Raw genomic sequence first — 26030 nt, forward strand, 5'->3', positions numbered from 1 at the left:
GATACGGGCCGGGGGCTGCGGGGCTCTTCGGGGTGCTGACCCTGCCGGGGGCGCTGCTCTCGGCGGCCGCCGGGTCGCTGGCCGACCGGTACGGGGCCTCGGCGGTGAGCGCCGGAGGGCTGGTCTGTGCGGGGCTCGGCCTCTCGGTGGCCGGGCACCCGGGAAGCGGTGGTCGAGAAGTACCGCGCCCATCTGCTGAGCCGTCCCGACCCCCGCCCACAACCTGTGGGCGGGGGCTCGGGCGTTGCCGCGCCGGTGCCTCAGTGGGTCTCGGTCACCTTGGCGAGCGCGCGGGGGGCGTCCGGGTCCTGGCCGCGGGCGATGGTGACCTCGTAGGCCAGCAGCTGCAGCGGCAGGATCTCCAGGATCGGCTGGACCTCCTCGGGCACGCCGGCCGGCAGCGCGAAGCCCGCCGAGGCGGCCTCGACCTGCGCCTGCTGGCCGACCACGACCAGGTCGGCGCCACGGCCCCGCAGACGGTCCAGGACGGGCTGCAGGGCCTCGCCGCCCTTGCCGTCCGGAACGATCGCGATGACCGGGGAGACGTTGTCGACCATGGCCAGCGGGCCGTGCAGCAGGTCGGCGCCGGAGAAGGGGGAGGCCGGGATGTAGGTGGTCTCCATCAGCTTCAGCGCCGCCTCGCGGGCGGTCGGGTAGCCGTAGCCGCGCGAGGTGATGACCAGGCGCTGGGCGAAGCGGTAGCGCTCGGCCAGGGCCTTGACCTCGTCCTGGCGGGCCAGGATGCCGGTGGCCAGCTCCGGCAGGTCCTTGGCGGCCGCGCCGTCGCCGCCGCGCAGGCCCTCGATCAGCAGGTAGAGGGCGAGCAGCTCGGCGGTGTAGGTCTTGGTGGCCGGAAGGGCCTTCTCCGGGCCCGCCAGCACGTCGATGTGGAACTCGGAGACCTCGGCCAGCGGCGAACCGGCGTTGTTGGTGACCGCCAGGGTGATCGCGCCGGCCTCGCGGGCCGCCTTGGTGGAGGCCACGAGGTCCGGCGAGCCGCCGGACTGGCTGACGGTGATCACCAGGACGTCGGTGAGGTCCGGCTTGGCACCGTAGGCGGTGGTGGTGGACATGGAGGTCAGGCCGGCCGGCTTGCCCAGCAGGATCTCGATGAGGTACTTGGCGTACAGCGCCGCGTTGTCCGAGGTGCCGCGCGCCGTCAGGAGGACGAACCGGGGCTTGCGAGCGGCGATCTGGGACGCGACCTCGAAGATCTTGGGGGCGCCCTCGTCGAGGATGCGCTGCAGGACGGCCGGCTGCTCGGCCATCTCCGCCGCCATGATCCGGCCAGGGACGGTCTGCGTGTCGGACATCTTGGGTGTGCCTCCGATGAGATGGTTCCACCCCGCACGGACGGGAGTGCCCGGCGGGGACCTCTACGGCGGCGAGTCCGCACACTCGCTGCGGTGAATGCTGCGGCAATCCTACGGGGGCCGTCCGCCGGGAGCACATCCGGCGAGGCGGCCGCGGCAGGTCCCGCGGGTGACGGCGTGCGCGGAGCCCCTCCCGGTGGTGCGGGGAGGGGCTCCGGCGTCGCTGGGAGCGGCGGCTCAGCCGGCCTTGTTGATCAGCTGGTCGATGGCGGCGTCCGCCTCCTTGGCCGCCTGGTCCACCGGCTTGCCCTTGAGGATCGCGGTCAGCATGTCGGGCAGGATCTTCTGCTTCTCCACCGCGCCCCAGCCGGGGGCCAGCGGGGTGAACCAGGCGTCCGGCACCGCGTTGGCCGCGGCGGCGGTGGCCGGCTTGTTCTTCAGCGGGTTCAGCTGGGTGAGGTTGTTCGGCAGGATGTCCTTGTCGGCCAGCGCCTGCTCGGACTTGGCGCTGGTGAACATCCGGACCCAGTCGGTGGCCAGGGGCGCCGTGGGCGACTTGGCGGTGACCGCGAGGGCCGAGCCGCCGATGAAGGTCGGCAGCGGCTTGCCGTTGGGGCCGGGCATGGTGGCCACCTTGACCGAGTCCTTCAGGGCCGGGTCGCCGGTGACCGGCGCGCCGACGCTGGCCGCCTCGAAGCCGTTCCCGTAGAAGGACGCCGCGTGACCGCGGGCCATCGCCTCGTACTGGTTCTGCTCGTTGACCGCCTGGTCGCCCTTGTTGTACTTGCGCACCAGCTCGACGAAGTGGTTGATGCCCTGCTGGGACTTGGGGTCGCTCAGGGTGCCGTGCCAGTTGCCGCCGCTGTCGAAGCGGGCGATGGCGCCGCCGTACGCGGAGACGTAGCTCATCGCGGCGTACCAGTACGGGCCGGGCAGGTAGAGCGGGGAGAAGGTCCGGTCGGCCTTGTTCTTGTCGGCGATCCTGTCGAGCGCCGCACGCAGCTCGTCCTCGGTCTTCGGGAACTCGCCGCTTCCGGTGGCCTGCTGGAAGGCGGCCGAGTTGTAGATCGCGACCCGGGCGCCCGCGTAGTAGGGCACGCACCAGAGCTTGTCCTGGTAGGTGCAGGTGTTGGCGAGCGCCTTGATCCAGGTGTCCGAGTTGTCGAAGGTGGTGCGCTCCACCGGAGCCAGCGCGCCGGAGAGCACGTACTTCATGGTCTCGGTGTTGCCGAGCTCGACCACGTCCGGGGCGGTGCCGTCGGCGATCGCCTTGTCCAGCTTGGCCACCTTGTCGGCCCAGCCCTGGTAGGCCAGCTTCAGGGTGACCTTGGGGTACTTGGCGGCGAACTCGTCGTTGACCCGCTGGACGAGGTCCGGCCAGCTCTTCTGGGCGTCGTCCATCAGCCAGACCGTGACGGTACCGGTCGCGGCCTGCGGGTCCGCCGAGGCGGTCTTGGCGTCACTGGACGCCTTGCCGCCCGAGGAACACGCCGTCAGACCGGCGGCCAGCGCCATGATGCCGACCGTCGCCATGAACCGACGCTTTCTCACGCCATCCTCCGAGGGTGTTTTAGAGCTTTTGCCCGCCGGCAGAGCGCCGGTGCCCGACGGGACGGTGTCCGGGGAAGGGCGGCGAAGAGCCTGTGGGTGGGCCAATACCACATCCGGCGAAATTGAAATTCGAACCGGATGGACTGGAGCCTGGCCTAGACCACAGTTGGTGTCAACGCCAAATGGCCAGGCAGCCAAGGCCGTTGCAGACCTGTTGTACCGCGTGGCGATCAGTCGTCCGACGATCACCCTAAGTAGAACTTAAGGCTGCCTTAAGGGGGATTTGAGGGAACACCGTCAGATTCTGAAGGACGCAGGTCAAACGGCGCGCTACGGGCCGGGAACGGCGACGGGCCCGCCATGCGGCATGCGCATGACGGGCCCGTTGGGCAGGTGCCTCCCGGCACCCCGGAGGACTGTCCGGCGAGGACTCAGCCGATCGCCCCCGGCTGCCCGGTGAGCACCTCGACGGCGGCCAGGCCGCAGACCCGGGCGGCGCCGTGGGTGGCGATGTGGAGCGCGCCGACCGGCTCGGACTGCGGCAGGCCCATCTCGACCACCGCGGCGTCCGGCCGGGCCGCCACCAGGCGGGCCAGCGCGGCCGACATCCACTCGTGCCGGTGCGCGTCCCGCACGACCAGCACCAGGCGGCGGCCCTCGGCGCCGGCGAGCACCTCGTCCACCACCGCGTCCAGCGAACCGGCCGCCTCGGCGCCGATCTCCAGGGTCCGGGTGCCGGGGAAGCGGTCGGCCAGCATGCCGCCCACGCCCCACGGGGTGACGTCGCCGACGGCGACGTTCGGCTCGGCGGAGAACGAGGCCACGAACGGACGCTCGGTCACCGGCAGGACCTCCCGGCCCGGCGCGCGGACCACCCGCAGGGCCCGGCGGGCCGCCCGCAGGCCGACCGCGAGGTCCGCCTCCGGCCGCTCGCCCTGGGCCGCGATCCGGCCCCAGCTGCCCAGCGCGCGCACCCGGGCGGCCGCGTCGGCGAGCCGCTCCTCCGGGAGCTTGCCGGACTGCACGCCCGCCACGATGGCGTCGCGCAGCATCAGCACGGTGGCCTCGTCGGCCAGACCGCCGCCCACGCAGATCGCGTCGGCGCCGGCCGCCAGGGCCAGCACGCTGCCCTCGCCCATGCCGAAGGTGTCGGCGATGGCGCCCATCTCGATCGCGTCGCTGACGATCAGGCCCTGGTAGCCCAGGCCGCCGTCGGCCGGGGCCGCCCGCAGCAGGTCGCGCAGCACGCTGGGGCTGAGCGTGGCGGGCAGCTTCGGGTCGAGCGCCGGGATCATGATGTGGGCCGTCATCACGGCCTTGGTCCCGGCGGCGATCGCGGCCTGGAACGGGATCAGGTCGCGGGCGCGCAGCACGTCCAGGTCGACGTCGATCACGGGCAGGCCGTGGTGCGAGTCGACGGCGGTGTCGCCGTGGCCGGGGAAGTGCTTGGAGCAGGCCGCGACACCGGCCGACTGCAGGCCCTCCACCCAGGCGGCGGTGTGCCGGGCGCACAGCTCCGGGTCGGCGCCGAAGGAACGGACGCCGATGACCGGGTTGCGCGGGTTGGAGTTGACGTCGGCGGTGGGCGCCCAGTTGTAGTTGACGCCGGCCGCGGCCAGCGCCCGGCCCAGCTCACGGGCGACGTCCCGGGTCAGCGCCGGGTCGTCGATCGCGCCGAGGGCGAGGTTGCCCGGCCAGGACGAGCCGGAGCCCGCCTCCAGCCGGGTGACGTCGCCGGACTCCTCGTCGATGGCGATCAGCAGGTCGGGGTTCTCGGCCCGCAGCGCGGCGGTGAGCGCGGCGAGCTGGCCGAGGTCGGCCACGTTGCGGTCGAACAGGGCGACCGAGCCCAGGCCGGCCGCCAGGTGGCGGCGCAGCCACTCCGGCGGCTCGGTGCCGACGAAGCCGGGCTGGAGGACGGTCAGTGCGTCGCGGTGCAGCTGGTCGGAGGCCGGGAGGGTGGGTACGAGGATGCTCACGGGGGATCAGCCCTTCACGGCGCCGTCGGTGAGGCCACCGACCGCCTTGCGCTGCAGGAAGACGAACAGGATCAGCACCGGCAGGGCGAACAGCGTCGATGCCGCCATGGTGGCGCCCCAGTCGTTGCCGAAGGCGGTCTGGAAGGAGGACAGCCACAGCGGCAGGGTCTGACCGTCGGTCTTGTTGATGATCAGGACGAGCGGGAACTCGTTCCAGGCCGTGATGAAGCCGAACAGCGAGGTGGACATCAGACCCGGCGCCAGCAGCGGGAAGATCACCTTCACGAAGGCCTGGGTGCGGGTGCAGCCGTCCACCATGGCCGACTCCTCCAGCTCCTTCGGCACCGCGGCGATGAAGCCGCGCAGCGTCCAGATCGTGAAGGGCAGCACCATCATCATGTAGAAGGCGGTGAGCGGCACGAGGCTGTTCAGCATCTGGTTGTCGCGGGAGATCAGGTAGACCGCGATGGTCATGACCTCCCAGGGCGCCATCTGGGCGGCCATGATGACCAGGACGAAGGCCTTGCGGCCGCGGAAGCGCATCCGGGCGACGGCGAAGGACGCCAGGGTGGCGATCACCAGCGAGATGACCACGGCGAGCACCGTGACGATGAAGCTGTTGGCGGTGTAGGTCCAGAACTTCGGGACGTTGACCGCGGTCTTGAAGTGCTCGAAGGTGGCGTCCAGCGGGATGAACACCGGCGTCTTGCTGACGATGTCCTTCGTCGGCTTGAAAGCCGTGCTGATCATCCAGTAGACGGGGAAGGCGAAGAAGACGAAGAGGACGACCGCGATGACGTTCGGCCAGGTGCGTCCGATGAGCGAGCGCCTCACAGCTCGTCCTCCTGCTTCAGAATGATCCGGAAGTAGTACGCCATCAGCGCGCCCAGGATCAGGATGGTGAGCACCGCGATCGCGGCACCGGTGCCGTAGTGCTGGCGGCCGGAGCCCTCTAGGAAGGCGTGGATCGGCAGGGTGCGGGTGAGCCCGTCGGGACCGCCGGCCTTGATCGCGTAGATCTGGGTGAAGGCCTTGAAGATCCAGATGACCTCAAGGAAGGTCGTGGCCAGGAAGAAGGGCTTCAGGTTGGGGAACATCACCGAAGTGAAGATCTTGACCGACCCCGCGCCGTCCATCCGGGCGGCCTCGTAGAGCTCCTTGGGGATGGTGGTCAGCGCCGCGTACATGTTGAACGCCACGAACGGGATCGAGCCCCAGACCAGCAGCAGGAGGATCACGAAGAAGGTCGAGTACTGGGTGCCGGTCCAGTTGTAGGCCGCCATCGAGTGCCAGCCGAGGGTGTCCAGCAGCCAGTTCACGACACCGAAGTTGGTCTCGAACAGCCAGGTGTAGACGGTGGTCGAGGCGACCACCGGCATCGCCCAGGCGAGCAGCAGGCCGATGGACAGCAGCAGCCGCATCTTCTTGCCGAGCCGGTTGAGCAGCAGACCGACCAGCGCTCCGCCGACCATGATCAGGAAGACGTTGAGCACGGTGAAGGCCACGGAGCGGCCGGTGACCGACCAGAACTCCGGGTCGGACAGCTGCTCGGTGTAGTTCTCGAAGCCGTTCCACTCGGTCAGGTGCTGGACGAGCTGGCGCGCGTTCAGGTTCTGGAACGAGACCAGGACGGTCTTCAGCAGGGGCCAGCCCAGCAGGGCCAGGGTGGCCAGGGTGGCCGGCGCGAGCAGCAGGTACGGCGCGATCCGGGCGCCGAAGCTTCGCCCGTCCGCCGGTCTGGCGCTCTTCTTCGCGGTGCCGGCGCCGCCACCGCGTGCGGCGCCCGTCTCAATAGTGGCCACAGCAGCCTTCCCTGAATCCGGGGACTGTGTCTGCACCCGCTCCGAATGCACAGCCATCGTTCTCTCTTCCTAACAACCCGACCACGACGGACAGGCGCCGCCCACCGGCCCCCCGCCGGGGGCCGGTGAGCGACGCCGCTCGACTTCCTACTGCTTGGCGTTGAGACGCTTGGCGATCTCGTCGTCGGCCTTCTTGGCCGCGGCGTTGTAGTCGCCGGTCAGCGCGGCGGTCAGGAACTCCTTGATCGGGTTCGGGTCGTTCTCGACGCTCGCCCAGTTCGGGGTGGTGGGGGTGATGCCACCCGCACCGGCGGCCAGCTTCGCGGCGGAGGCGAAGTCGCCGACGACCTTGTCGTTGAGCGACGCCTTGTTCGGGATGAGACCCGAGGCGGCGACCGCGCCCTCGTTCTTGTCGTTCAGGGCGATCTTCAGGAAGTCCTTGGCCATGTCGGTGTTCTTGCTGGCCGAGGCGATGGCCAGGTTCGAGCCGCCGAGGAACACGCCGGAGGGCTTGTCGGCGGTCTTGCCCGGGAGCGGGAAGAAGCCGATCTTGTCCTTGGCCATGGCCTTCTCGTCCGGGAGCTCCCAGCCGAGACCGATGATCGAGCCGATGTCACCCTTGCCGAAGATGTCCTTCTGCTGGGGCTTGGCCTCGTCCTTGTCCTTGCCACCCAGGGTCGAGTAGCTCTGGAGCTTCTTGTAGATGTCGAACGCCTTCTGGGCCTCGGGGCTGGACAGCCCGCCGGTCCACTTGTCGCCGTCCTTCTTCGCGAGCTTGCCGCCCTCGCTGGTGAGGAGACCGAAGTAGACGTACCACTCCTGGCCCGGCATGTAGATCGGGTCGGCGACGCCCGCGGTGGCCTTGAGCTTGTCCAGCGCGACGTAGAAGTCGTCCAGGGTCTTCGGGGTGTCGGTCAGACCGGCCTTGGCCCAGAGGTCCTTGTTGTAGGAGACCACGCGGTTGGTGACGAACCACGGGGCGGCGTACTGCTTGCCCTCAAGGATGGCGGACTCGTTCTGGTTGGCGGCCCAGTCGGCACCGCCGATGTTCGCCTTGTCCTTGGTGATGTCCAGCAGACCGCCGGTGGCGGCGTAGCCGGCGGTCTGGGTGTTGCCGACCTCCAGGACGTCGACGGAACCCTCGGACAGCGCGGCGGTGACCTTGGGGCCGATGCCGGTCCACTCCTGGATCTGGTACTCGACCTTGGAGCCCGGGTAGGTGGTCTCGAACTCGGTCTTGACGGCCTCGTCCCAGCCCTTGGGGGCCGAGCCGGTCATCAGCCACACCTTGAGCGTCTTGCCGTTGTAGTCCTTCTTGCCCGCGGCCGTCGAGTCGCCCGACGCGCTGCTGGTGCTCTCGGTCTTCTTGGCGTCCGAGCCACAAGCCGCGAGACCAACAACCATGGCCGCGACGCCGACCGCCGCGATGAGCTGACGCTTCACGCCATCCTCCTGAGGGATGCCTGTACCCCCGTCGGGTGGCAGCGGCGGCATACCCACACAAGGTGGGAGGAATGGTGCCGCGGGCTCCAGCGAACGGGTGGGGGGGATTCATAGTGACCGGCCTAGTGGTGTAGACCAGATGCCTGGAGCTTGGCCTAGACCAATGGGCCTGTCAACGGCTGTTCGACCGATCCGGACCACCCGTTATCAAGCCGACACCGCACATCGTTCATCGCGTGATGAGGTATTCGTTCCGTAGCCATACATGCAACGATGTGAGCTGTTAATGAGGCGGCGGGGTTCCCCGGGGGCCCTGCGAGAAGCGGGAGACAGGTCCGATGAGCAGCGACGGGGGCAGCACGGCCCAGGTCAACGACCCCCAGGTGAAGAACATTCTCCCCCAGGCCGGCGCGGACCCGACAGCCCGGGTCCCGAAGTACTACGGCCTCAAGCGTCACCTGCTGCAGCTCACCGAGACCCAGCCCGCCGGCACGCCGGTTCCGCCCGAACGGGCACTGGCCGCCCAGTTCGACACCTCCCGCACCACCGTCCGCCAGGCCCTGCAGGAACTGGTCGTCGAGGGCCGGCTGGAGCGCATCCAGGGCAAGGGCACCTTCGTCGCCAAGCCCAAGGTGGCCCAGGCCCTCCAGCTCACCTCCTACACGGAGGACATGCGCGCCCAGGGCCTGGAGCCCACCTCCCGGCTGATCGAGATCGGCTACATCTCGGCCGACGAGCGGATCGCCCCGCTGCTGGACATCAAGCCCGGCGGCCGGGTGCTGCGGATCGAGCGGCTCCGGCTGGCCAACGCCGACCCGATGGCCATCGAGGTGGCCCACCTCTCCGCCAAGCGCTTCCCCGCCCTGCGCCGCAACCTCGCCAAGCACAACTCGCTCTACACCGCGCTGCGCGAGGTGTACGGGGTGACCGTGGCCGAGGCCGAGGAGACCATCGAGACCACCCTGGCCGATCCGCGCGAGGCCGGGCTGCTCGGCTCCGACCTCGGCCTGCCGATGCTGCAGCTCGCCCGGCACTCCTTCGACGACGAGGGCAACCCGGTCGAGTGGGTCCGCTCGATCTACCGCGGCGACCGCTACAAGTTCATCACCCGCCTCCAGCGGCCGGGCCGGCCCGAGCGGGCGTAGCACCGCCCCCGCCCCTCCCCCGTCCGCCCCCCGCTCCCGTGCTTCCGGACCCCGGCGCGCACCCCGCGTGCGCCGGGGTCCGTCGTGTCCGCCCCCGGCGCGCGGAGCACCCCGGCGGCGCGCGCCGCGTCCGGATGGCGGGAAGTTGTCCCGCATCCGGTGACACGCATCACGGGATGCTCTAGATTCCGCATCCGTACTGATGCCGATCACCGGTGGTGCTGCTCGGCGGACTCACGGGGGTGCGCCGTTCCCCGGGGGTTGCGGCGCCGGCGAGGTGAACCCTCCGAAGCGGAGCCGAATCATGTCGTCAGATCTCGACAGCGACCGACCTGTCATGCCCGAGCCAGAAGGGCCCCCCGGCCCCGGCCTCCCGGCGGTCACCCCGGAGCGGGTGCTGGCCGCACTCGCCCTGCTGGTGCCGATCGTCGCGATGCTCTGGGTGGCCTCGTACGACAAGACCGACCCCGAGGTGGGCGGCGTCCCCTTCTTCTACTGGTACCAGCTGCTCTGGGTGCCGGTCTCGGCCGTCTTCACGGTGGCCGCCTACCTGCTGATCAACCGCGACGAGAAGGCCCGCCGGGCCGCCCGGGCGCCGAAGGCGGGTGACCTCCGGTGAACGGGGTCAACGTGCCCGCGCTGACGGTGTTCGTCCTCTTCTTCCTGCTGGTCACCGTGATGGGCTTCCTCGCCTCCCGGTGGCGGCGGGCCGACAACGCGCTGCACCTGGACGAGTGGGGGCTCGGCGGGCGCAGCTTCGGAACCTGGATCACCTGGTTCCTGCTCGGCGGCGACCTCTACACCGCCTACACCTTCGTCGCCGTCCCCGCGGCGGTCTACGCGACCGGCGCCGCGGGCTTCTTCGCCGTCCCCTACACGATCATCGCCTACCCGCTGGTCTTCCTCTTCCTCCCCCGGCTCTGGTCGGTCTCCCGGGTGCACGGCTACGTCACCCCGGCCGACTTCGTCCGCGGACGGTACGGCTCCCGGCCGCTGTCCCTGATGATCGCGCTGACCGGCATCCTCGCCACCATGCCGTACATCGCCCTCCAGCTGGTCGGCATCCAGGCGGTGCTGGACGTGCTGGGCGTCGGCGGCGGCGAGAACGCCAACTGGTTCGTCAAGGACCTGCCGCTGTTCATCGCCTTCGGCGTGCTCGCCGCGTACACCTACTCCTCGGGCCTGCGCGCGCCGGCGCTGATCGCCTTCGTCAAGGACACCCTGATCTACGTGGTGATCATCGTCGCGGTGATCTACATCCCGATCCGGCTCGGCGGCTACGGCCACATCTTCGACGCGGTCGGCGAGCGGTTCTCCGCGCCGAAGTCCGCCGGCTCGCTCACCGTGCCCGAGAACAAGCAGTGGACGTACGCCACGCTGGCGATCGGCTCGGCGATGGCGCTGTTCATGTACCCGCACTCGGTGACCGGCGTGCTGGCCGGGAAGTCCCGCAACACCGTGCGCCGGAACATGGCGATCATGCCCGCCTACTCGCTGATGCTGGGGCTGCTCGCCCTGCTCGGCTTCATGGCGATCGCGGCCGGGGTCGGCAAGGGCGACAAGAACTTCAACACCCAGCTCTCGGTGCCGCAGCTGTTCGAGAACATGTTCCCGGACTGGTTCACCGGCGTCGCCTTCGCCGCGATCGGGATCGGCGCGCTCGTCCCGGCGGCGATCATGTCCATCGCCGCGGCGAACCTGTTCACCCGCAACGTCTACAAGGAGTTCCTGCGGCCCGCCGCCACCCCCGCCGACGAGACCCGGGTCGCCAAGCTGGTCTCGCTGCTGGTCAAGGTCGGCGCGCTGGTCTTCGTGCTCGGCATGGACAAGCAGGCGGCGATCAACCTCCAGCTGCTCGGCGGCCTGTGGATCCTGCAGACCTTCGTGTCGATCGTCGGCGGCCTGTTCACCCGCTGGTTCCACCACTGGGCGCTGCTGGCGGGCTGGGCGGCCGGCATGGTCTACGGCACCTGGGAGGCCTACGGGATCGCCAGCCCCAAGACCAAGCACTTCGGCGGGAACGCCGCCGAGATCCCCGGCATCGGCGAGATCGGCTACATCGGCCTCACCGCCTTCGTCCTCAACCTGCTGGTCTCGGTGGCGCTCACCCTGGTGCTGCGCGCCGTCAAGGCGCCCGACGGGCCCGACGAGACCCGGCCGGGCGACTACGGCGCCGAGGGCGGCGAGGAGGCGCCGGAGAACGCGCCGGAGCCCGTGGCGGCGCACTGATACGCCCTGCGCGCCCTGTGGTCGCGCCGTCTCCTCCATCAACACTGGAGGGGACGGCGCGATCATATGTATGAACAGCCGCATGCATGGGGCACCACACGCAGGGCACCAACCAGACCGGACCGGCAACCGGCCGGCAACTGATCGACCCACGGGGAGCGGCGGCAATGGCAGACCTCGGCACCACCCTCAACGGACAGCACCACCACACCGACGGACGGCACCGGCCGGCCGCACCGCACCGGGCCGGCGGCGGCGCCGCGGCCACCGGCCTGCCCACCGTCCCGTCCGTCCTGATCGCCACCCGCCACGGGGAGTCCACCGCCAACATCGAGTTCCAGCTCGCCGAGGCGGCCGGGGCGCTCAGCGTGCCGATCAGCTGCCGGGACGCGGACATCCCGCTCTCCCTGCACGGCCAGCAGCAGGCCCACGGACTCGGCCGCTGGTGGGCCGGCCTGCCCAGCGCCGACCGCCCGCGCAGCGTCTGGTGCTCGCCGTACGTCCGCACCGCCGAGACCGCCCGGATCGCGCTCGCCCAGGCGGCCGGCCTCGGCGCCGTCCCGGTCTCGCTCTCCGTCCGCTACGACGAGCGGCTGCGCGACCGCGAGCTCGGCGTCCTGGAGATGCTGCCCAAGGCCGCCATCGAGACCAGGCAGCCGGAGGAGGCGGCCCGGCGGCGGAAGATGGGCGAGCTGTACTACCGCCCGCCCGGCGGGGAGTCCTGGGCCGACGTCGCGCTCCGGGTGCGCAGCGTGCTGCGCGACATCTGCGCCGAGGAGGCCGGGCGGCCGGTCCTGCTGGTCGCCCACGACTGCACCGTGCTCATGCTCCGCTACGTGCTGGACCGGCTCACCGAGGACCAGCTGACCGCGCTGGAGCCGGTGCGCAACTGCTCCGCCAGCGTCTGGCGGGCCGAGGGCGGCCGGCTGCGCCCGGACCGCTGGAACCAGACCGGACACCTGGAGGAGGCGGGCTGAGCCCTCCGCCGGAGGACCTGGGGCGTCTCTTGTGGATCACTGCCGGGCCCGCGACGCCGGGGCACGCACCTCGCCGCGTTGTCGTCGGTCGCCGATGCTCCGCAGTGGCTCCCTCCTCCGCCCTGCGATGCACGCACCCCAACGCCGCGGCCTGTCCGACAAGATCCACAAGAGACGCCCTAGACCCGGGTGGTGACCGCGGCGGCGGGTTCGGCGAAGCAGCGGCGGTAGGCCAGCGGTGTGGTGCCCAGCCGGCGGCCGAAGTGGTGCCGCAGGGTGGCCGCGTTGCCGAAGCCGCAGCGGGCGGCGATGGTGTCCACCGGCTCGGTGGTGGACTCCAGCAGCCGCTGGGCGAGCAGCAGCCGCTGCCCGGTCAGCCAGCGGTGCGGGGTGGTGCCGGTCTCCTCGTGGAAGCGCCGGGCGAAGGTGCGCGGTGACATGTGGACCCGGGCGGCCAGTTGCTCGACGGTCGACTCCTCGTCCAGGTGGTGGCGCATCCAGTCGAGCAGCGGGGCCAGCGAGTCCCCGTCGGTCTCCGGCACCGGGCGGCAGACGAACTGCGCCTGCCCGCCCTCGCGGTGCGGCGCCACCACCATCCGGCGGGCGATCCCCCGGGCGACCTCGGCCCCCTGGAGCCTGCGCACCAGGTGCAGGCAGGCGTCGATGCCGGCCGCCGTGCCGGCGGAGGTGATCACCGGGTCGTCGTCCACGTACAGGACGTCCGGCTCGACGGTGGTCAGCGGGTGGCGGGCGGCCAGTTCGGCGGTGTACCGCCAGTGGGTGGTGGAGCGGCGGCCGTCGAGCAGGCCGGCCGCGCCGAGCACGAAGGCGCCGCTGCAGATGGACAGCACCCGGGCACCGCGCTCGACGGCCGCCCGCAGCTCCTCCAGCAGCGGCTGCGGGTAGTCGCCGCGCAGGGAGCTGGCGGTCACCACCACCAGGTCGGCGGTCGCGAGGCGCTCGGGCCCGTGCGGGACGTCGATCACGAACCCGGCGTGGGTGCGGTGCGGGCCGGAACGGGCGCCCGCGATGGCGAAGTCGTACGCGGGCAGCCCGTCCTCGCTGCGGTCCAGGCCGAACACCTCACAGGCCACCCCGAGCTCGAAGGGGTGGATGTCCTCCATGACGACGGCGACCACGTTCTTCGGCATGCCGCCAGGGTAGCGCGGGCAATGGCAGTTTTTCGATGTGATCGGGCATTCCTGCCACTCGTCCGGGCCCGGCGGCGCCGGGAGAGTGGACCCATGAATTCCGACACCCTCGCCGGCGCACTCGCCCTGCTCGGAGTGGTCGGCGGGTTCGGCCTGCTCGGCGGCCTGATCGGACGCGAGGTGGCGCAGCACCGGGCCACCGGCCGCGACAACTGGCACCGCCCGGGCGGCTATCCCGTCGACCCCGCCCTGCCCGACCGGCTCTACGGCACCATGCCCGCCGCCTCGCTCCGCCCGTCCGCCGACCCCGCCACCGCCACCGCTGTCACCGCTGCCGCCCCCGGCGAACCGGAGGCCCTCACCCCGCTCACCGTCGTCCCCGGGGACTCCGGCACACTGGCCGGATGGACATCGTCATCCGCCCGGCCCGCGCCGAGGAGTTCGAGGAAGCCGGCCGCATAACCGTCGAGGCCTTCGTCGACGACGGCTTCACCTCCCCCGGCAGCGACTACGTCCACCGGCTGCGCGACGCGGCCACCCGGGCCCGCGAGGCCGAGCTGCTCGTGGCGGTGGACGCCGCCGCGGGCACCGTCCTCGGCTGTGTGACCTTCGCGGTCGGCGGCACCGCGTGGGCGGACATCGCCACCCCCGAGGAGGGCGAGATCCGGATGCTCGCCACCGCCGCGGCCGCCCGCGGACGCGGCGTCGGCGAGGCCCTGGTCCGCGCCGCACTCGCCCGCAGCCGTGAACTCGGCCTGGCCGGCATGGCGTTCTCCACCCAGCCGGGGATGACCACCGCCCACCGGATCTACGAGCGGGTCGGCTTCCGACGGGCCCCGGAGCGCGACTGGTCGCCCCTGCCGGGGCTCGACCTGATGGTCTACGGCATCGCGTTCTGAGCCGCCGCCCGCCCGGTCAGCCCCCGGACCCGGGCTTGCGCTCCAGCAGCACCACCCGCAGATGGGGCACGGTCTCGGTGCGGACCTGGCGGAAGCCGTTCAGCTCCTTCGCCACCCTGTCCGGGACCGCGCCGAACGGCCGGCGGTCGGCGCCGGCCAGCAGCAGCCAGACCCGCCGCGTCCCGGCCAGGCAGCGGGCCGGCTCCTCGCACTCCAGCGCGCCGAAGCTGCCCGCCCGCTCCGGGGACACCCGCAGCAGGCTGTCCCCGGGGGCCGGGCGGCCGCGCAGCTCGTAGGCCAGCGCCCGGCGCAGCGAGCTGCCCGGCTCGTAGACCACGCCGTCCCCCGGACGCAGGCCCTCGGCGATCAGCCGGGCGGCGGCCCGGGCGTCCGCCTCCCCCGCCAGGTCGTGCCGGACGGCCGCCTGGGCGGGCCAGGCGAGGGCGGCGGCCAGCGCGACGGCCACCACCAGCGGGGCCGGGCCGACCAGTCGGCGCGGCGGTGTCCCGGAGGCGGCGAAGCGGGCGACCAGACCGGGCAGCCGGCCGACCGCCTCGGCTCCCAGCAGGGCCCAGGCGGGCACCGTGAAGAGCAGGTAGCGGGCGAGGAACAGGTGCAGCCAGTGCGCGGTGACCAGGGTCACCAGCACGGGGGCCAGCGCCCAGCAGATCAGCAGGCCGCCGGCCCGCTGCCGCAGCACCAGCAGGCTCACCGCCCCCAGCACGCCCAGGACCAGCAGGGTCCAGCCGAGCGCGGCGGAGCCGGTGAGGTCCGCGACGAGCGCGCCGAGGTCGTCCCAGTCGCGGGCGTTCCAGGCGATCTGCGCACTCTGCCCGGCGCCGAGCAGCAGCAGCGGGCTCAGCAGCAGCACCGCCCCCGCCGCGGCCAGGGCCCACCGGCCGGGCAGCACCCAGCGGGTCCCGTCGTCCTGCGGCGCGGTCTGCGCCCGGCGGAACTCCCGGACGACCAGCAGCAGGTGGCCGGGCAGCACCATCAGCGTCACCACGTGGGTCAGCCCCATGGCGGCCACGGTGAGCCCGTACCCGGCCCAGGGGATCAGGACGGCGCGCGGCGCCGGCGGGGCCGCCGCCGGGGCCGGACGGTCCTGGACGAGCCGGGTCAGCCACAGGGTGCTGCCGACCGCCGCCAGCACGGCGAAGGCGTACGGCCGGGCGTCCTGGCCGTACCAGGTGATCGCGGGGCAGACGGCGAACAGCAGGCCGCCGAGCAGCCCGGACCGCGGCGACAGCAGCCGGCGGCCGAGCAGGGCCACCCCGCCGGCCGCGGCGGACATGGCGAAGGCCGACGGCAGCCGCAGCGCGGCCTCGGAGTCGCCGGCCACCGCGGTCCAGAGGTGCAGCAGCACGTAGTAGGGGGCCAGCACCAGGTCCATGTTCGCGGTGAGCGCGCCGAGGTCGGACCAGGAGAGCGAGGCCGCCCACCAGGAGGCGTGCTCGTCCCGCCAGAGCTGGCGGTCCCCGATGCCGTAGAGGCAGAGCAGCAGGGTGAGCAGTGCGGGCGGCAGGGCGACGGCGAGCGCGGCGCGCCACGGCGGGGTCCGCTCGTCGGCCTCCGGCGGGGCGGTCGCCGGGCCGCCGGGGGGCACGGCGGCGGGCGCGGGCACGGCGGGCACCGGCACCGGCACCGGCGGAGCGGGCGGCGCGGCCGGCGCGGGCGGGAACACGGGCCTGGGCGGGTGGCTGGGCTCCGGCGGCACGTCCGCGGACGCGCCCGTCGCCCTGGTCTGGATCGTCATCGCTACTGTCTGACCCAGATCCGGTAGTACCCGGTTCCACCGACGTGTGTGAAGGGAATGCGTCCGAGCAGCCGGTAGTGCGGGCTCAGGGCGATCGCCTCCGCCACCACCCGGTCCGTCTCCGGGGTCGCGACGCCGTCGAGCACCACCAGGTCGAACCAGCCGTCCGCGATGGCGGCGCGGTAGCCGTCGTCACCGGTCCGCAGGGTGCCCGCCCCGTCGACGTAGCCGATGCCGTAGGTGGACGTCCACTGGCTCTGCAGGGTCAGGTCCCGGGTGTAGTAGACCGGGACGTTGTCGGCCGAGGCCAGGTAGCGGCCGGTGGCGGTGACGTGCCCGCGCACCACCTCGGTCATCCGGGAGGAGTCGGGCCAGGTGTCGAACCGCCAGGTCGACTGGCTCAGGCCGAGGGCCAGCGTCACCACCCAGAGCAGGATCCCCAGTTGCGGGTGCCGGAAGTGCGGGCCGACCAGCCGGGCCAGGCCGATGCCGGCCATCGGCGCGGCGAAGAGCAGGCCGAAGCCGAGGTGCTTGTACAGCGCGACCGAGGTGTCGAGGTGCATCTGGTAGGCGGGGGCGAGCAGCGCGGTGCCGGTCAGCAGCAGGCCGAGCAGCATCCGCCTGCGCCGGCCGGGCCCGGTCATCGTGCGCACCAGCGGCGACTCGTTCATCCGCCCGCGCAGCGCGTACGCGACCGCGCCACCGACCGCGGTGAGGAACATCAGACCGCCGAACTCCACGCACTGCCGGGCGAGTTCGGTCCACGGCTCGGTGCCGTGCGCACGCTGGGTGGTGGTCGCCCGGACGCCCGAGAGGAAGTCGGTGAAGGTCGTCCCCAGCCAGAGCAGGGCGCCCGCGCCGCCCCCGAGCAGCACCCCGCGCAGCAGCGGCTGGCGGTTGCGGTTGCGCCGCCCGGTGAGCACCGCCAGCAGCACCAGGCTGGGCAGGTAGAGCGCCGAGGCGTACTTCAGGCCCACCGCCAGCACCGCGACCGGAGCGGCGGCCAGCACGACGGCCGCGGGTGCCCGGTCGGTGCGCACCACGATCCAGATCGCCAGGGCCAGCAGCAGCACCGCCGGGGCGTCGTAGGTGGCGAAGAAGCCGAGCACCACGGTCGACTGGGTCACCGCGAACATCGCCGCGGCGCCGAGCGCGACCCGCTCGTTGAACAGGCGCCGGCTGAAGCCGTAGAGCAGCGAGGTCGCGCCCAGCATGCAGAGCAGGCTGAACAGCCGGACGCCGAGCATGCCGAAGTGGTTCTCCAGCACCGCGGCGGCGATCGGGTACAGGGTCGGCGCGCCGGAGAAGTAGGTGTTGTAGTCCTTGGGCACCGGGGTGTCGTACAGCCAGTGCGAGAGCTGCGCGTGCCCGGCGTACATGTAGAGCGCCTCGTCCTGGAAGGCGGTGTTCGACAGCCGGACGGACATCGCGGTCTGGATCAGCAGGATGCCCAGCAGCAGCGCGCGGCTGATCCAGGAGCGGCGGCGGCCGGAGTCGAGGGTCCAGCTGGCCTCGGGGACGGGCGGCAGGGTGTAGCCGGGGGCCTCGGCGGGGCCGTCGCCGACGGCCCCGTCACCGGCCTCGCCACCGGGCGCACCGGAGGCGCCGGGGCCGCCGGCCTCCACCGCCCCGGACGCCCGCCCGGACGCGGGCCCGCCGCCGGACGGCCCGGCGCCGTCCGCACCGCCGTCCGGTCCCGGTCCGGTGAACCGCTCGCCGCCACCGGCCCGTTCCTCCTGGTGCCGGGGCGGCGGCGACGGGTGGAGGCCGACGGACCCGGCGCCCTCCGGCGGGCCGGACACGGCCTCCGGGCGCGGGCCGGGGATCCGGCGACGGCCGGGCTGTGCGGGGGAGGACGTCATCAGGGGCTCTTCACATCGAAGCTGTAACGGCCGTCGGAGACCGCCTGCTTGAAGGCGTTCTGGGACTGCGGGTCGCCCTCGATCCGCCAGTCGACCTCCTTGTTGAGGTTGAACCAGATGAAGCCCAGGCAGTCCGGACGCTTGACCACGTTCGCGGCGAGGTTGTAGATGTCGGACACCTTGCGGGTGCCCGGTTCGGAGCCCGTCTCGGCGATGATCCACGGCTTGTCGGTGAAGGTGCGGATCTGCGTGAGGGTGGGCGTGTAGAGGGTGTCGAAGGTGCCGGCCTCAAGGTGGGTGTAGTAGGCGACGATGCCGACCCAGTCGACGTAGGTGTCACCGGGGTAGTACGGCTTGAGGGCGACCGTCGGCACCGGGTTGATGCTGTTCGGGCTCCAGACCCAGATCACCTGGCCGACGCCGAGCTGGGTGAACACGTCGTGCAGGTGCCGGTAGGCGGCGACGAAGTCGGCCGCCGTGGTGCTCTTGGTGCCCCAGTCGTACCAGGTCCCGTTGAACTCGTGGGCGAAGCTGATCGCCACCGGCACGTTGGTGTTGCGGACCGCCGCCGCGTAGCGCTTGACGTAGTCGTCGTGCTTGCCGGCCGCGATGTCCGCCAGCGGTGTCCGGTACGGCTCCCAGGCGATGAACGGCAGCGCGCCGGCCTGCCAGGAGTTGGTCACGCCCTTGACGTCGTACTCGTCCCCCCAGCCCGAGTAGTACTCGACGATGTTCGGCCGCTTGCCGATCCGGCCGGCGAACTCGTCGACGCCGGCCATCGACTGCGGGGCGCCGTCGACGGCCACGCCCAGGTACTTCTTCGCGGGCTTGAGCAGCGGCCGGACGTCGTACGGCAGCGGGGCCGCGGGGGTGGTCGGGGCCTTCACCGGGGCGGCCGGGGCGGTGGTGCCCCCGGTGACGCCGGCGGAGGCCGTGACGGCCGGGGCCGCGGCGGCCGGACCGAGCGGCTTCTCGCCGAGCAGGTCGCAGGCGGCCAGCGGGAGCACCAGCAGGGCCGCCGCGAGCGCGCGCAGCAGAACGGCGCGCGCCCGGCGGCCGGGGCCGGCGGCGCGGGTGGGGAGGGTCATGCCACGGCGTCCTGGGATCGGGGCTGGATGAGGATGCGGCCGACGGTGACCGCGTAGAACAGGCCCGAGGAGAGCACCAGGGCGAAGTCCAGCGGGTTCAGGGTGAACATCCGGTAGGCCGCCGCGACCACCCAGACCAGCGCGGAACCCCCGCCCCAGACGATCACCCCGGCCCAGAAGCGGCGCTGCCGGGCCCTGGCCTTACCGGAGCCGGTCGGCTGCCAGCCGCGCTGACGGCCCCGCAGGAGGTCCCAGACCGCGAAGAAGTGCGCCCAGCCGTACATCATCCGCCCGGCCCAGGCCTCCAGCCGGTACGGCGCCCGGTGCCAGAGCGGGAAGATCAGGGTGGCGTACACCAGGCTGGGCAGGACCAGGACCAGGTGCCGGATCTGCAGCAGGTCCGGCCGCCAGAGCAGCAGCATGATCGGCAGCACTGGCAGCGCGAAGGTCAGCAGCGCGGTGTGGATGTAGTAGAGGAACCCGGAGACGTAACAGAGCCGGGTGGTGAAGTCGAGCTCGGTGCGCCAGAACTTGCGGCTGGTCATCAGCGACATCGAGCCCATGCACCAGCGGTACTGCTGGTTCTGGAAGGCCGCCGCGTTGTCCGGGCAGACGCCGGTGGACAGCGCCACGGGTATGTACTGCAGGTCCCAGCCGAGGGCCCGCAGGTCGAAGCCGGTGTGCACGTCCTCGGAGTGGGCGATCAGCGTGGTGCCGCCGTTCTCCACCAGCGCGGCCCGCCGGTAGACCGCGCAGCTGCCGACGCAGATCGCGCCGTCGTTGCGCTGCCGGGCCACCTGCACCGAGCGGTAGAAGAGCTCCTGTACGGCGCCGGCGCCGCGCTCGATCCAGTTCTGCGAGTCCAGCACCCGGAAGAACTGCGGCGACTGCACGATGCCCAGCTTCGGGTCCCGCCCCAGGTACGGCAGCACCTCGTGCAGGAGGTCGTGCCGGGGCGCGAAGTCGGCGTCCAGGATGAGGACGAACTCGCCGTCCGAGCGCCCGAACCCGTAGTGCAGGTTGCCGGCCTTCTTGAACCAGCCGCGGTTCTCCCGCACGCCGTAGCGGAAGCCGAAGTCCGCGGCCATCGCCTCGACCTCCGGGCTCGCCGCGTCGTCCAGGACGAACGGCATGACCAGGCCCGGGTAGTGCTCGGCCAGTTTGCGCACGTACGTCCAGGTGTTGTGCAGCACCTCGATCGGTTCGCCGCAGACCGGCAGGAACACGTCCACCGTCGGGTACTCGGCGGGGTTCCACTGCCGGACCAGCCGGCGGTGCGCCTTGAGGTCGAAGTTGGGCGTGAAGCTGTTCACCCGCAGCGACACCACGTAGTAGACGACCGTGAAGAACAGGAACGGCACGCAGAGCCAGAACCACGACCCGAAGGAGTACAGCTCGGCCTGACTGACCACCAGGCAGCCGAAGCTCACCACCGAACAGAGGGTCAGCACCCACTGGTGGCGGACGGTGTAGCCGTACTTCTCCTGCGAAGTGGGGGGCGCCGGCAGCAGCATCGCCGGAACGGGTTCCCCCGGTCCGCGTCTGCGGCCCGCCGCTCTGCGCCTTCTGCCGGTCGCCTGGACGGCAGCGCTCACCGCGCGGTACCTCCTGCTTGCTGATTCCCCGTCAGGGCGGCCATCGGGGCGCACTCTCCCCCCGGAGGCGGTCATCCTATCCGACCGCCTCCACGGCCCCTCCCGGGCCGTTCGGGCGGCACCGCCCCCCCGTGGCGCCCCCGTGAACGCCCGCTCCGGGCGCCCCCGCCGACCGTCCGGCGCGGACCGTCAGCCGGCCCGCCCGCGGCCCAGCAGGACCTCCTTGGTGCGGTCCGCCAGCGCGGCGGCGGCCGCCGCCGCGAGCTGGTCGCTCTGGTCCGCCCCCTGCTTCAGCGAACCGGCCACCGTGAAGTAGCCGAAGCGGCCGATCGCGGCGTGCGTCTCGGCACAGCCCGACTTGTCGGTCACGCAGAACATCGCGACGCCGGTGCCGGACAGACCCTGGATCAGGCCCGCGTGCCGGCCCAGCGCGCGGTCCGCGCCCGCCTTGTTGTCGAAGACCGCGACGCCGACGGTGACGGCGCTCTCGCCGTTGACGTACGTCGCGCGGACCAGCGAACGGCAGGTGTCGTCACCGAGCGCGAGACCGAGCCCGCCGGTGGTCGCCTTGGAGCAGGGCGCGGTCGCCCCGGTCACCTGACGGGTCCACACCCTGCCGTCGACCGTGCGGGTCTGGTCCGGGAACAGCGTCGCGGCGTCGACCGGCAGCTTGTCGGTGGCGGCGTCGGAGATGACCGCCAGCGCCTGCGCGGTGGGCGCGGCCGTCGCCGACGGACTGCCGGTGGCCGAACCGCTCGCGGCCGGCCCGGGGCCGTCACCGCCCTTGTCCCGCCCGTTGAGCCACACCCCGGCCCCGACGACACCGCCGACCAGCACCGCGGCGGCCACCACCACGCCGATCCACAGGCGCTTGCGGCGGCGCGACTCGGAGGCGTGCCGGTCCGCCATCGCGTTCCAGTCCGGCTCGGCGGCCGGCGGCGAGGCCGGCCCGCCGCCCTGCTGGGGCCACGGGGCGAACTGCTGCGGCGGGGGTCCGGGCTGCGGCGGCTGCGGCCCCGGCTGCGGCGGGTACGGCACCGCGCCGGACGGCACGTGCGGCGCCACCGGCGGCGGCCCCTGCGGCGGCACCCCCGGCTGGACGTACGGCGTCGCGGGCGGCCCGAACCCGCCGGACGGCGGCACCGGCCCGGCCGGCTGCGGCAGCACCGGCGGCTGCCCCTGCACAGGCGCCTGCCCCGGTGTGCCGGGCTGCCCGCCCCGCTCCGGGGGCACCGCCCGGCTCGGCCACTCCCCCGGCGCGCCCGTTCCCTCGCTCATGTGCCGAGATCGTAGGGCATGCACCGGACGAGGGGCCGATCCGGTGACCAATCCGTTTCGGAACCGGGCCCCCGCCGGGTGTCCGCGGCCCCGCCCCGGCACCGCCGGTCATCGGAGCAACACGCCACGCTGCACAACATGTGGTGTCGCATCGAGCGAGCACCACTAGATGTATGCTCACTCCTGCTGTCGACGCAGGGGAACCCGGTGCGATTCCGGGACTGCCCCGCAGCGGTGTGCGACCGCCTCCCCGGGAGGCGCCGCGAGTCCGAGTACCTGCCGACGGCGTGCCGGCGCCTCCCCGCAGAGGCCACGCGCACCAGCACCACCTACCGGGCCTCGCGGGCGGGCCGGGGACGACAGACGCGCGGTGCCTCCGGGCCGGCGCGGCGTACTCCCCTGCCCCGAACGGCCCGGCACCCCGATCCACCGCCCGTCGATCGCCGCCAGGAGAGAGCGCCTTGACCACCGCTGCCTCAGCCACCCTGCCCGCCCAGGGTTCCAGCTCCGCCACCGCCGCCCCCACGGTCTCCGACCCCGGCGGTGCCCTCCTGCGCCTCCTCACCGACCGCAGCGCCGACCTCCCCCAGGTCGACCCCGGCCATGTCGCCGCCGCCGCGCTCCGCGGCCGCCACGCCGGCTCGGACTTCGCCGAGCTGCGCGGGCTGGCCGTGGACGCCGCCGCGTCGATGATCGCCGAGGACCCGCAGTACTCGAAGCTCGCGGCCCGGCTGCTCGCGCTGGAGATCGTCGACGAGGCGGCGGGCGAGGGCGTGGTCTCGTTCTCCACCTCGATCGCGGTCGGCCACGCCGAGGGCCTGATCGGCGACACCACCGCCGCCTTCGTCGCCAAGCACACCGCCGCCCTGGACGCCCTGGTCGACCCGGCGGGCGACGACCGCTTCGAGTACTTCGGCCTGCGCACCGTCCAGTCCCGCTACCTGCTGCGCCACCCGATCACCCGCAAGGTCGTCGAGACCCCGCAGCACTTCCTGCTCCGCGTCGCCTGCGGCCTGGCGGTCGGCGACACCGAGCAGTCGGTCGCCGAGGTCGCCGAGCTCTACCGCCTGATGAGCCGGCTGGAGTACCTGACCTCCTCGCCGACCCTCTTCAACTCCGGCACCCGGCACCCCCAGATGTCCAGCTGCTACCTGCTGGACTCCCCGCTCGACAACCTGGACTCGATCTACTCGCGCTACGCGCAGATCGCCCGGCTGTCCAAGCACGCCGGCGGCATCGGCCTGTCCTACTCCCGGATCCGCTCGCGCGGCTCGCTGATCCGCGGCACCAACGGCAAGTCCAACGGCATCGTGCCGTTCCTGCGCACCCTCGACTCCTCGGTCGCCGCCGTCAACCAGGGCGGCCGCCGCAAGGGCGCGGCCTGCGTCTACCTGGAGACCTGGCACGCGGACATCGAGGAGTTCCTGGAGCTGCGCGACAACACCGGCGAGGAGGCGCGCCGCACCCACAACCTCAACCTGGCGCACTGGATCCCGGACGAGTTCATGCGCCGGGTCAACGCCGACGCGGACTGGTCGCTGTTCTCCCCCGCCGACGTCCCCGAGCTGGTCGACCTGTGGGGCGCCGAGTTCGACGAGGCGTACCTGAAGGCCGAGCTGGCCGGCAAGGCCGTGCGCACCATCCCCGCGCAGACCCTCTACGCCCGGATGATGCGCACCCTGGCGCAGACCGGCAACGGCTGGATGACCTTCAAGGACGCCTCCAACCGCGCCGCCAACCAGACCGCGCTGCCCGGCCGCACCGTCCACTCCTCCAACCTCTGCACCGAGATCCTGGAGGTCACCGACGACTCCGAGACCGCGGTCTGCAACCTCGGCTCGGTCAACCTGGGCGCCCACGTCGCCGAGGGCGCGTCGGCCGACGACCTGCTGAACGCCCTGGACTGGGAGCGCCTGGACGCCACCGTCCGCACCGCCGTCACCTTCCTCGACCGCGTGGTGGACATCAACTTCTACCCGACCCCCGAGGCCGGCGCCTCCAACTCGCGCTGGCGCCCGGTGGGCCTGGGCGTGATGGGCCTGCAGGACGTCTTCTTCAAGCTGCGGATCGACTTCGACTCGGCCGAGGCCGCGCGGCTGTCCACGCTCATCGCCGAGCGCATCATGCTCACCGCCTACGAGCGCTCCGCCGACCTGGCCGAGCAGCTGGGCCGCCACGAGGCCTACGGCGAGACCCGCGCCGCCCGCGGCGAGCTGCACATCGACCACTTCGCCACGACTCCGCACTGGGCCGCGCGCTGGGACGCGCTGCGCGCCCGGATCGCCGTCACCGGCCTGCGCAACTCCCTCCTGCTCGCCATCGCGCCGACCGCGACCATCGCGTCCATCGCCGGCGTGTACGAGTGCATCGAGCCGCAGGTCTCCAACCTCTTCAAGCGCGAGACCCTCTCCGGCGAGTTCCTCCAGGTCAACCCGTACCTGGTGCGCGACCTCAAGGAGCTCGGCGTCTGGGACCAGCAGACCCGGGACGCGCTGCGCGACGCCAACGGCTCGGTGCAGGAGCTCGGCTGGCTGCCCGAGGAGGTCCGCTCGCTGTACCGCACCGCCTGGGAGCTGCCGCAGCGCGCGCTGATCGACCTGGCGGCCGCCCGCATGCCGTACATCGACCAGAGCCAGTCGCTGAACCTGTTCATGGCCGCGCCGACCATCGGCAAGCTCAGCTCGATGTACGCCTACGCGTGGAAGGTCGGTCTCAAGACCACCTACTACCTGCGTTCGCGCCCGGCCACCCGGATCGCCCAGGCCGCCTCGGGCACCGCCCGTGCCGCCGCCCCGGTGCCCGTGAACACTCCGACCCTCACCCCGGAGGAGGAGGCCGCGCTGGCCTGCTCCCTGGAGAACCCCGAGTCCTGCGAGGCCTGCCAGTAATGAGTTCCGAAGACCGCGACAAGATGCTGCTCGACCCCGGCTTCGAGCTCACGCTGCGCCCGATGCGCTACCCGTCGTTCTACGACCGGTACCGCGACGCCATCAAGAACACCTGGACGGTGGAGGAGGTGGACCTTCACTCGGACGTCGCCGACCTGGCGAAGCTGAGCGAGGGCGAGCGGCACATGATCGGCCGGCTGGTCGCGTTCTTCGCGACCGGTGACTCGATCGTCTCGAACAACGTCGTGCTGAGCCTCTACAAGCACATCAACTCCCCGGAGGCGCGGCTGTACCTGTCGCGCCAGCTGTTCGAGGAGGCCGTGCACGTCCAGTTCTACCTGACGCTGCTGGACACCTACCTGCCCGACCCGGAGGACCGCAACGCGGCCTTCGCGGCGGTGGAGAACATCCCCTCCATCGCCCAGAAGGCGCAGTTCTGCTTCAAGTACATGAACGCGGTCGACCACATCGACTCGCTGCAGACCAAGGAGGACCGCCGTGCGTTCCTCATCAACCTGATCTGCTTCGCGGCGTGCGTCGAGGGTCTGTTCTTCTACGGCGCGTTCGCCTACGTGTACTGGTTCCGCAGCCGCGGCCTGCTGCACGGCCTGGCGACCGGCACCAACTGGGTATTCCGCGACGAGTCCATGCACATGGACTTCGCGATGTCGGTGGTCGACACCGTCCGCGAGGAGGAGCCCGACCTCTTCGACGACGAGATGGCCAAGCAGGTCACGGAGATGCTGGAGGAGGCCGTCGAGGCCGAGCTCCAGTTCGCCCAGGACCTCTGCGGCGACGGCCTGCCCGGCATGAACACCGCGTCGATGCGCGAGTACCTCCAGGCGGTGGCCGACCAGCGCCTCGCCCGCCTCGGCCTGCCGATCCGCTACGGCTCGACGAACCCGTTCGGCTTCATGGAGCTGCAGAACGTCCAGGAGCTGACCAACTTCTTCGAGCGCCGCGTCTCCGCCTACCAGGTCGCCGTCGAGGGCTCGGTCGCCTTCGACGACGACTTCTAGAGACAGCAGAAGACGAAACAGTGGTGCCCCGCACGGCCGCGGCCGTGCGGGGCAC

Annotated in this window: 20 protein-coding genes and 1 riboswitch; of the genes, 8 read left to right on the plus strand and 12 right to left on the minus strand. The window is 72.0% G+C overall.

From position 1 onward, the window contains the following. Positions 1-260: 260 nt before the first annotated feature. From ACFCX4_RS17355 to ACFCX4_RS17380, 6 genes are all read right to left on the minus strand, one after another. Positions 261-1313, minus strand: a complete 1053-nt coding sequence (locus ACFCX4_RS17355; RefSeq protein ID WP_376143242.1) for an SIS domain-containing protein — start codon at positions 1311-1313, stop codon at positions 261-263. Between the two features lie 237 nt (positions 1314-1550). Further along, positions 1551-2846 (minus strand): extracellular solute-binding protein, encoded by a 1296-nt coding sequence (locus tag ACFCX4_RS17360; RefSeq protein ID WP_376143275.1) that lies wholly within the window; start codon positions 2844-2846, stop codon positions 1551-1553. Positions 2847-3295: 449 nt separating this feature from the next. Next, complete coding sequence (locus tag ACFCX4_RS17365; protein ID WP_376143244.1) at positions 3296-4843, minus strand: glycoside hydrolase family 3 protein; 1548 nt, start codon at positions 4841-4843, stop codon at positions 3296-3298. Positions 4844-4849: 6 nt separating this feature from the next. Further along, positions 4850-5677, minus strand: coding sequence for a carbohydrate ABC transporter permease (locus tag ACFCX4_RS17370; protein ID WP_376143246.1), 828 nt, complete (start codon positions 5675-5677; stop codon positions 4850-4852). Then, positions 5674-6702, minus strand: coding sequence for a carbohydrate ABC transporter permease (locus tag ACFCX4_RS17375; protein ID WP_376143248.1), 1029 nt, complete (start codon positions 6700-6702; stop codon positions 5674-5676). The genes ACFCX4_RS17370 and ACFCX4_RS17375 overlap by 4 nt, the downstream gene beginning before the upstream one ends. A gap of 90 nt (positions 6703-6792) precedes the next feature. Further along, positions 6793-8088 carry an extracellular solute-binding protein gene (locus ACFCX4_RS17380; protein WP_376143250.1) on the minus strand — a complete coding sequence of 432 codons (1296 nt, stop codon included), beginning with the start codon at positions 8086-8088 and terminating at the stop codon, positions 6793-6795. A 338-nt stretch (positions 8089-8426) separates the two neighbouring features. Here ACFCX4_RS17380 and ACFCX4_RS17385 point away from each other — a divergent pair, with 338 nt between their 5' ends. The 4 genes from ACFCX4_RS17385 to ACFCX4_RS17400 all read left to right on the plus strand — a co-directional run bounded on the left by ACFCX4_RS17385 (position 8427) and on the right by ACFCX4_RS17400 (position 12439). Continuing rightward, positions 8427-9233: a GntR family transcriptional regulator gene (locus tag ACFCX4_RS17385; protein ID WP_376143251.1), complete on the plus strand. Its 807-nt coding sequence runs from the start codon at positions 8427-8429 to the stop codon at positions 9231-9233. A 337-nt stretch (positions 9234-9570) separates the two neighbouring features. After that, entirely contained in the window at positions 9571-9852 is a 282-nt protein-coding gene (locus tag ACFCX4_RS17390) for a DUF3311 domain-containing protein (protein WP_376143253.1), read from the plus strand. A gap of 59 nt (positions 9853-9911) precedes the next feature. Further along, entirely contained in the window at positions 9912-11462 is a 1551-nt protein-coding gene (gene mctP / locus ACFCX4_RS17395; RefSeq protein WP_376143277.1) for a monocarboxylate uptake permease MctP, read from the plus strand. Between the two features lie 167 nt (positions 11463-11629). After that, complete coding sequence (locus ACFCX4_RS17400; RefSeq protein WP_376143255.1) at positions 11630-12439, plus strand: histidine phosphatase family protein; 810 nt, start codon at positions 11630-11632, stop codon at positions 12437-12439. Between the two features lie 179 nt (positions 12440-12618). Here ACFCX4_RS17400 and ACFCX4_RS17405 read toward each other — a convergent pair whose 3' ends face one another. After that, positions 12619-13590 carry a helix-turn-helix domain-containing protein gene (locus tag ACFCX4_RS17405; protein ID WP_376143257.1) on the minus strand — a complete coding sequence of 324 codons (972 nt, stop codon included), beginning with the start codon at positions 13588-13590 and terminating at the stop codon, positions 12619-12621. A 93-nt stretch (positions 13591-13683) separates the two neighbouring features. Here ACFCX4_RS17405 and ACFCX4_RS17410 point away from each other — a divergent pair, with 93 nt between their 5' ends. Then, the gene (locus tag ACFCX4_RS17410) at positions 13684-14052 is read left to right on the plus strand and encodes a hypothetical protein (RefSeq protein ID WP_376143259.1); all 369 of its coding nucleotides are present in this window, start codon (positions 13684-13686) and stop codon (positions 14050-14052) included. Continuing rightward, a complete protein-coding gene (locus tag ACFCX4_RS17415) occupies positions 13995-14489 on the plus strand; it encodes a GNAT family N-acetyltransferase (protein WP_376143261.1) in 495 nt (164 codons plus the stop codon). The genes ACFCX4_RS17410 and ACFCX4_RS17415 overlap by 58 nt, the downstream gene beginning before the upstream one ends. 16 nt (positions 14490-14505) lie before the next feature. On the opposite strand, the gene ACFCX4_RS17420 is transcribed toward ACFCX4_RS17415, so the two are convergent. From ACFCX4_RS17420 to ACFCX4_RS17440, 5 genes are all read right to left on the minus strand, one after another. Then, positions 14506-16245 carry a glycosyltransferase family 39 protein gene (locus ACFCX4_RS17420; protein ID WP_376143263.1) on the minus strand — a complete coding sequence of 580 codons (1740 nt, stop codon included), beginning with the start codon at positions 16243-16245 and terminating at the stop codon, positions 14506-14508. Positions 16246-16247: 2 nt separating this feature from the next. Next, positions 16248-18107 carry a glycosyltransferase family 39 protein gene (locus tag ACFCX4_RS17425; RefSeq protein ID WP_376143265.1) on the minus strand — a complete coding sequence of 620 codons (1860 nt, stop codon included), beginning with the start codon at positions 18105-18107 and terminating at the stop codon, positions 16248-16250. Continuing rightward, complete coding sequence (locus ACFCX4_RS17430) at positions 18107-19195, minus strand: glycoside hydrolase family 26 protein (RefSeq protein WP_376143267.1); 1089 nt, start codon at positions 19193-19195, stop codon at positions 18107-18109. The genes ACFCX4_RS17425 and ACFCX4_RS17430 overlap by 1 nt, the downstream gene beginning before the upstream one ends. Next, on the minus strand, positions 19192-20709 hold the full coding sequence (locus tag ACFCX4_RS17435; protein WP_376143269.1) for a glycosyltransferase family 2 protein: 1518 nt from the start codon (positions 20707-20709) through the stop codon (positions 19192-19194). Before ACFCX4_RS17435 ends, ACFCX4_RS17430 begins: the two co-directional genes overlap by 4 nt. A 270-nt stretch (positions 20710-20979) precedes the next feature. Beyond that, positions 20980-22068 carry a hypothetical protein gene (locus ACFCX4_RS17440; protein WP_376143271.1) on the minus strand — a complete coding sequence of 363 codons (1089 nt, stop codon included), beginning with the start codon at positions 22066-22068 and terminating at the stop codon, positions 20980-20982. Positions 22069-22264: 196 nt separating this feature from the next. Further along, a riboswitch (cobalamin riboswitch) is annotated at positions 22265-22346 on the plus strand. A gap of 207 nt (positions 22347-22553) precedes the next feature. On the opposite strand from ACFCX4_RS17440, the gene ACFCX4_RS17445 reads away from it, so the two are divergent. Further along, positions 22554-24956 (plus strand): ribonucleoside-diphosphate reductase subunit alpha, encoded by a 2403-nt coding sequence (locus tag ACFCX4_RS17445; protein WP_376143279.1) that lies wholly within the window; start codon positions 22554-22556, stop codon positions 24954-24956. Next, on the plus strand, positions 24956-25975 hold the full coding sequence (locus ACFCX4_RS17450) for a ribonucleotide-diphosphate reductase subunit beta (RefSeq protein WP_376143273.1): 1020 nt from the start codon (positions 24956-24958) through the stop codon (positions 25973-25975). The genes ACFCX4_RS17445 and ACFCX4_RS17450 overlap by 1 nt, the downstream gene beginning before the upstream one ends. Positions 25976-26030 lie beyond the last annotated feature (55 nt).

It is taken from the genome of Kitasatospora sp. NPDC056327 (assembly GCF_042261735.1).
Lineage (GTDB): Bacteria > Actinomycetota > Actinomycetes > Streptomycetales > Streptomycetaceae > Kitasatospora.